Genomic DNA, 4,765 nt, shown 5'->3' with positions numbered 1-4,765 from the left:
CACTCCATCTTTGGCTAAAGACTAAAGTGTTGCGTCGACCCGTTAAAATCGCCGCCCATAGCTGCCATTCGCGTGTATCGACAAATTTCTTGCCGATTTCCGATAAGCGGACCTTCAAGTGCGGGGCAGAAATCCACGAACTCATAGCCAAAGCCGTCAAACGATCTTACAATGGTGTTTCGCAAACGCAGGCACGCCTCGTGATTGCTGCAATTCAGGAGTGGCGGACATGGTTGAGCCAGAGACATTTACGTTCCTTGCAGATCTTACAATGAACAACCGCAAGGTTTGGAGGGATGCACACCGCGAGGAACGTGACGACGCTCTGCGCAATTTTATGGGCATCGCGACGACACTCCATGATTATGCGGATCGTTTTGACCATAACGTGGCTGAGGCAAGGTTTAAACCAAAGCAAAGTTATTCGAAGTTCTTTCAGGAAGCGCGTGAACGTGTCGGGCCCGGCTTATACCGCACGGATGTTGACGTATTCGCCAACGCGGGTAACCCATCTGAGAACGTCGGATATTACCTGCATATCGAGCCAGGGAATTGCCACGCAGGGGCTGGGCTTTTCCATCCCTCGAAGGCAGCACTTGCAAGCCTGCGCAGACGCGTGGTTGACGACCCGCAGGGAATTAAAGAGCTCGTGAACGAGCCGGAATTCAAAGAGGTGTTTGCAGACGGAATTGTCACACGCAAAGCCCTGAATACTGTTCCAGACGGTTTTGACAATAACGATCCGGCCGCAAAGTATTTGAAAATGGTCGGCTTAGGATGCCACAAGGATCTGCCAGATGCGCTTCTGCTGGAAGACGACGTGATTGAGCAATTGATTGACATCTTTCGCTCAGCCAGCCCGCTGGTCAGGTATTTTGAGTGATTGTCGTTCAAAAGGATTTTTGATTAGTTGCGGTCAAGTTCTTACTAAACACCAGCATCTTCGGCCCATTGCGGACCTTCACCACTGAATCAGCATGCTGCGGTGCAGCCCGTCGAAGCGGCCACTCGTGCATAGTACAGCATTTTGGCGGCTAAAACGTCGGTCGGCGGACTTTGCAGTCCTTGGCCAAAATTGGTTCAATGTCCACTATTCGGTTGGCCAATCTAAGTTTCTTTCATCCGTGGCCAGTGCTGATGGTAGTCGTCTATGACAATTGGATGGCTGTGGGTTCTGCCATCCTGCACATGCGGGTGATCACTTGGAAGATCGTCATGTGAGTGTTGCACTGACCCGCTATCCTCTTGCGGCCACAAAGCGACGCTACTGATCAATCCAACACCCGCGAGCAACGCCAGGACTGCAAATGCCGTTGTTGGACCGGCGATGGTGATCAGCCAACCTGCAAGAGGGTATGTCACCAGCCAGCAGGCGTGTGAAAGAGCGAACTGTGCAGCATAGACGGCAGGTCTATCCTCAGCATGCGCGGATCGCTTGAGCAGCCGTCCTGACGGGGTCAGCACGACAGAATAACCAATCCCGATGATCAACCAACCTGCGAGAAGCGGGAGCCATTGTGTATCGTAGGTGAGCGACATCAAAGACAGACTCAAAAGAGCAACGACCAATACAACTGCTCCCCCGATCATCACGGGGCGGTCAGGGCGATTGTCCAGAAGACGGGGCAGCAGCAGGGCTCCCAGCATTGACCCTCCGCCAAAGGCTCCGAGGGCGACAGCCACCTGAGCATCGCCAAGGCCCAGATCGGAGCGAACCAGAACCACGGTGTTCACCAACACCATCGCTCCCGCCGCCGCTGCGGCAAGGTTGAGCGACAAAAGCCCGCGCAGGCGCGGCGTAGCGAGGTATATCCGCATCCCTCGTGTTGTGCGGTCATAGATGCCCCGTGGCGCTGTTGGTTGCGGACTGGGCAGCATGACCGACACGACCAGCAGGGCCGAACCGACAAACCCGATTACGGTGCCGACAAACAACGCATGATAGCTGACGAAGGTCAGCAGGATCGCGGCCAGCATCGGGCTGATGATGTTCTCAAGGTCGTAGGCCAGTCGCGAGAGCGACAAGGCACGGGTGTAACGGTCTTCCTCTGGCAGGATGTCGGGGATTGTCGCCTGAAACGTTGGCGTGAACGCCGCAGAGGCAGACTGAAGCACAAAGATCAGGATGTAGGCCTGCCAGACGTCGGTCACGAATGGCAGGCACAACGCCACAGCGGCCCGGATCAGATCGAGACTGACCAGCATGGTCCGGCGCGGCCAGCGGTTGGCGAAGGCCCCGGCGATGGGGGCGATACCGACATAGGCCACCATCTTGATCGTGAAGATCGTGCCCAGAACCATTCCGGCCCGCTCACCTGACAGATCGTATGCCAGAAGCCCCAAAGCGATGGTTGCAAGCCCGGTGCCGAGCAGCGCCACGATCTGTGCGAAAAACAGGTGGCGATAGGTGTGGTCGGCAAGAACAGAGAGCATGGTGATCCCTCACAGATATTTGGTGATCGCCTTGAACTCAGCGGCAACGGCTGAGTCGTTGGAGCCGGTCAGGGCGTTGTCGAGGCAATGGTCGATATGATCTTGAATCAACGTGCGTTTTGCCTGTTGAACCGCCTTCTCCACCGCATGCAATTGTTGCGCGATATCGGTGCAAGGCTGTGCGTCTTCGATCATCCTGATGACGCTCGTCAAATGCCCGCTGGCACGTTTCAGCCGCTTGACGATTGCCGGATGGGTTGCATGAGGTGCATGTTTTGTCATATCAAACAGGTAACCCCCCTGGGGGGATGAGGCAAGTGGGCCAAGACCTGCGGAAAAGAGTAGAATGACACGGATAGTTACGGGCTATTTGAGAATTGTGCTGACCATCGCTTTGGCGGTGGGCATGGTCTCGTCGTCCAACTCCCGTATGGTCTCGCATGACATCACCGAACTGGCAAAAATCGTTACCGAGCATCACGCCGAGATCGCGGATCACGGCCATGCCCACGAGGACATCGTTGATATTATGCATGCCTATCATGGACACGCCCATGATGTAGCAGACCACGACCATAACATAGCATTCCTGCCGTCCCGCACATCATCGGGCTTGGTGTTGCCGACGCGAACGAACTGGGCATTGGCAAGCTATGCCATGCCGGATCGCAGGGGCTTCGATCTGGACCGACCTCCGCGCTTGTGATGCTGCGCCCTTTGGGCGCTGTCATCCAACACTTTCACAAAGCGGAAAATCACAATGATACACAACCGATCCTACGGGTCGGGGCATCTGTCGCATCCTTTGCGGCAATCCCTGATCCTCATGGCAATGGTCCTGCTGGCGTTACTCGCCTTTGCGACCACGGCCTACGCCCATGCCGTCACCGAAGGCGACAAGGGCTATATCCAAGAGGTCAGCGGCATGAAGCTAATCCCCTTCATGTATCTGGGGGCCAAACACATGGTCACTGGCTACGACCACCTGCTGTTCCTCTTTGGCGTCGTCTTCTTCCTCTACAAGATGAAGCACGTCGCCATCTATGTCAGCCTCTTCGCCATCGGTCATTCCACCACCATGCTGGCCGGGGTCTATTTTGGCTGGAACGTCAGCGCCTACCTAATCGACGCTATCATCGGCCTCTCGGTGGTCTACAAGGCGCTCGACAATCTTGGGGCCTATCAGCGGTGGTTCGGCTTCCAACCCGATACCAAGGCCGCAACCCTGATCTTTGGCTTCTTTCACGGGTTGGGGCTGGCGACCAAAATCCTGGAGTATGAGATCGCGCAGGACGGCCTGATCCCTAACCTTCTGGCCTTCAATGTCGGCGTCGAGATCGGTCAGTTGATCGCCCTCGCCATGATCTTGATCGTCATGGGCTATTGGCGCAAGACCATCAGCTTCTGGAAACATGCCTACACCGCAAATGTCGTGATGATGTCTGCCGGGTTCATTCTGGTCGGATACCAGATGACCGGCTACTTCGTCGCCTGATCCCTTTGGAGAACAAGAAAATGCACAACGGAAACAAACCTAACCTCGATGAACTGCCAACTTCTGCGCAACTTATCAAATCTACGATCCTGGCTGCCGTCGCGGCGGTCGTGATCCTCGTGACCATCGTCCTGCCCTCAGAATACGGGATCGACCCAACCGGAATAGGCAAGGCCGTGGGGCTGGCCGAAATGGGCGAGATCAAGGTCCAGCTTGCCGAAGAGGCCGAAGCCGACCGCCTGTTGGAGCTTCAGAACACCGGGACGGTTGAAGAACAATCCAGTCTCGGCGGCGGGTTTTTCAGCTTCTTCGTCGGTGCAGCCCATGCACAAACAACCGAGCCGGAATGGACGGATCAATACAGCGTGACGCTGGCTCCCGGCGACGGGATTGAGGTCAAGCTGGTCATGGAAGAAGGGGCAGAGGCCGAGTTCCTCTGGGTGGTCGAAAATGGCGTCGTCAACTTCGACCTTCATGGCGACGGTGGCGGCGAGAACATCAGCTACGAAAAGGGCCGTGCTGTTCCAAGCGCGGAAGGTGTCCTGAGGGCGGCCTTTACTGGCAATCATGGCTGGTTCTGGCGTAACCGCGATGGGCAGGACGTCACGGTCACGCTCTTTGTCCGTGGTGACTACATTGAAATGAAGTTGCCATAAAAATCAGATGGCCTCCGTCGCGTGGCGGGGGCCAATTACCCCAAAGCAGGCTTTCCGCTGACAAACTGGCTATTCATCAAAACGGTGAAGGTCTGCAATCTGATCGAGACGGCCCTTAATTTCGATATTGTCAACGCCGGACTAAAACTGCACCAATCGCCGGAGAGAAAGTGCGCCACTT

The 4,765-nt window shown here is 55.8% G+C and carries 6 protein-coding genes; 4 read left to right on the top strand and 2 right to left on the bottom strand.

Annotation, left to right across the window (positions count from 1 at the left end):
- Positions 1 to 229: 229 nt before the first annotated feature.
- Positions 230 to 883 (top strand): DUF2461 domain-containing protein, encoded by a 654-nt coding sequence (locus V7730_RS22120; protein ID WP_335749721.1) that lies wholly within the window; start codon positions 230 to 232, stop codon positions 881 to 883.
- 224 nt (positions 884 to 1,107) lie between these two features.
- On the opposite strand, the gene V7730_RS22115 is transcribed toward V7730_RS22120, so the two are convergent.
- Together V7730_RS22115 and V7730_RS22110 are read right to left on the bottom strand one after the other, a co-directional pair.
- Positions 1,108 to 2,433 carry an MFS transporter gene (locus tag V7730_RS22115; RefSeq protein WP_335749720.1) on the bottom strand — a complete coding sequence of 442 codons (1,326 nt, stop codon included), beginning with the start codon at positions 2,431 to 2,433 and terminating at the stop codon, positions 1,108 to 1,110.
- A 9-nt stretch (positions 2,434 to 2,442) separates the two neighbouring features.
- A complete protein-coding gene (locus V7730_RS22110) occupies positions 2,443 to 2,715 on the bottom strand; it encodes a metal-sensing transcriptional repressor (protein ID WP_335749719.1) in 273 nt (90 codons plus the stop codon).
- A 64-nt stretch (positions 2,716 to 2,779) separates the two neighbouring features.
- On the opposite strand from V7730_RS22110, the gene V7730_RS22105 reads away from it, so the two are divergent.
- The 3 genes from V7730_RS22105 to V7730_RS22095 all read left to right on the top strand — a co-directional run bounded on the left by V7730_RS22105 (position 2,780) and on the right by V7730_RS22095 (position 4,584).
- Positions 2,780 to 3,139: a hypothetical protein gene (locus V7730_RS22105; RefSeq protein ID WP_335749718.1), complete on the top strand. Its 360-nt coding sequence runs from the start codon at positions 2,780 to 2,782 to the stop codon at positions 3,137 to 3,139.
- A 120-nt stretch (positions 3,140 to 3,259) separates the two neighbouring features.
- Entirely contained in the window at positions 3,260 to 3,928 is a 669-nt protein-coding gene (locus tag V7730_RS22100) for a HupE/UreJ family protein (RefSeq protein WP_443070269.1), read from the top strand.
- 20 nt (positions 3,929 to 3,948) lie between these two features.
- Entirely contained in the window at positions 3,949 to 4,584 is a 636-nt protein-coding gene (locus V7730_RS22095; RefSeq protein ID WP_335749716.1) for a transmembrane anchor protein, read from the top strand.
- Positions 4,585 to 4,765: the final 181 nt, after the last annotated feature.

Origin of the sequence: Sulfitobacter sp., assembly GCF_036961165.1 — a bacterium.
In the GTDB taxonomy this organism is placed as follows: domain Bacteria; phylum Pseudomonadota; class Alphaproteobacteria; order Rhodobacterales; family Rhodobacteraceae; genus Sulfitobacter.
Note: the sequence above shows the minus strand (reverse complement) of the source record. Positions and strands in the feature narration are given on the sequence as shown.

Excerpts from the sequence above, each read along its gene's own strand:
- V7730_RS22120 (WP_335749721.1), top strand. The coding sequence starts at position 230 with ATGGTTGAGCCAGAGACATTTACGTTCCTTGCAGATCTTACAATGAAC.
- V7730_RS22115 (WP_335749720.1), bottom strand. The coding sequence starts at position 2,433 with ATGCTCTCTGTTCTTGCCGACCACACCTATCGCCACCTGTTTTTCGCA.
- V7730_RS22110 (WP_335749719.1), bottom strand. The coding sequence starts at position 2,715 with ATGACAAAACATGCACCTCATGCAACCCATCCGGCAATCGTCAAGCGG.
- V7730_RS22105 (WP_335749718.1), top strand. The coding sequence starts at position 2,780 with ATGACACGGATAGTTACGGGCTATTTGAGAATTGTGCTGACCATCGCT.
- V7730_RS22100 (WP_443070269.1), top strand. The coding sequence starts at position 3,260 with ATGGCAATGGTCCTGCTGGCGTTACTCGCCTTTGCGACCACGGCCTAC.
- V7730_RS22095 (WP_335749716.1), top strand. The coding sequence starts at position 3,949 with ATGCACAACGGAAACAAACCTAACCTCGATGAACTGCCAACTTCTGCG.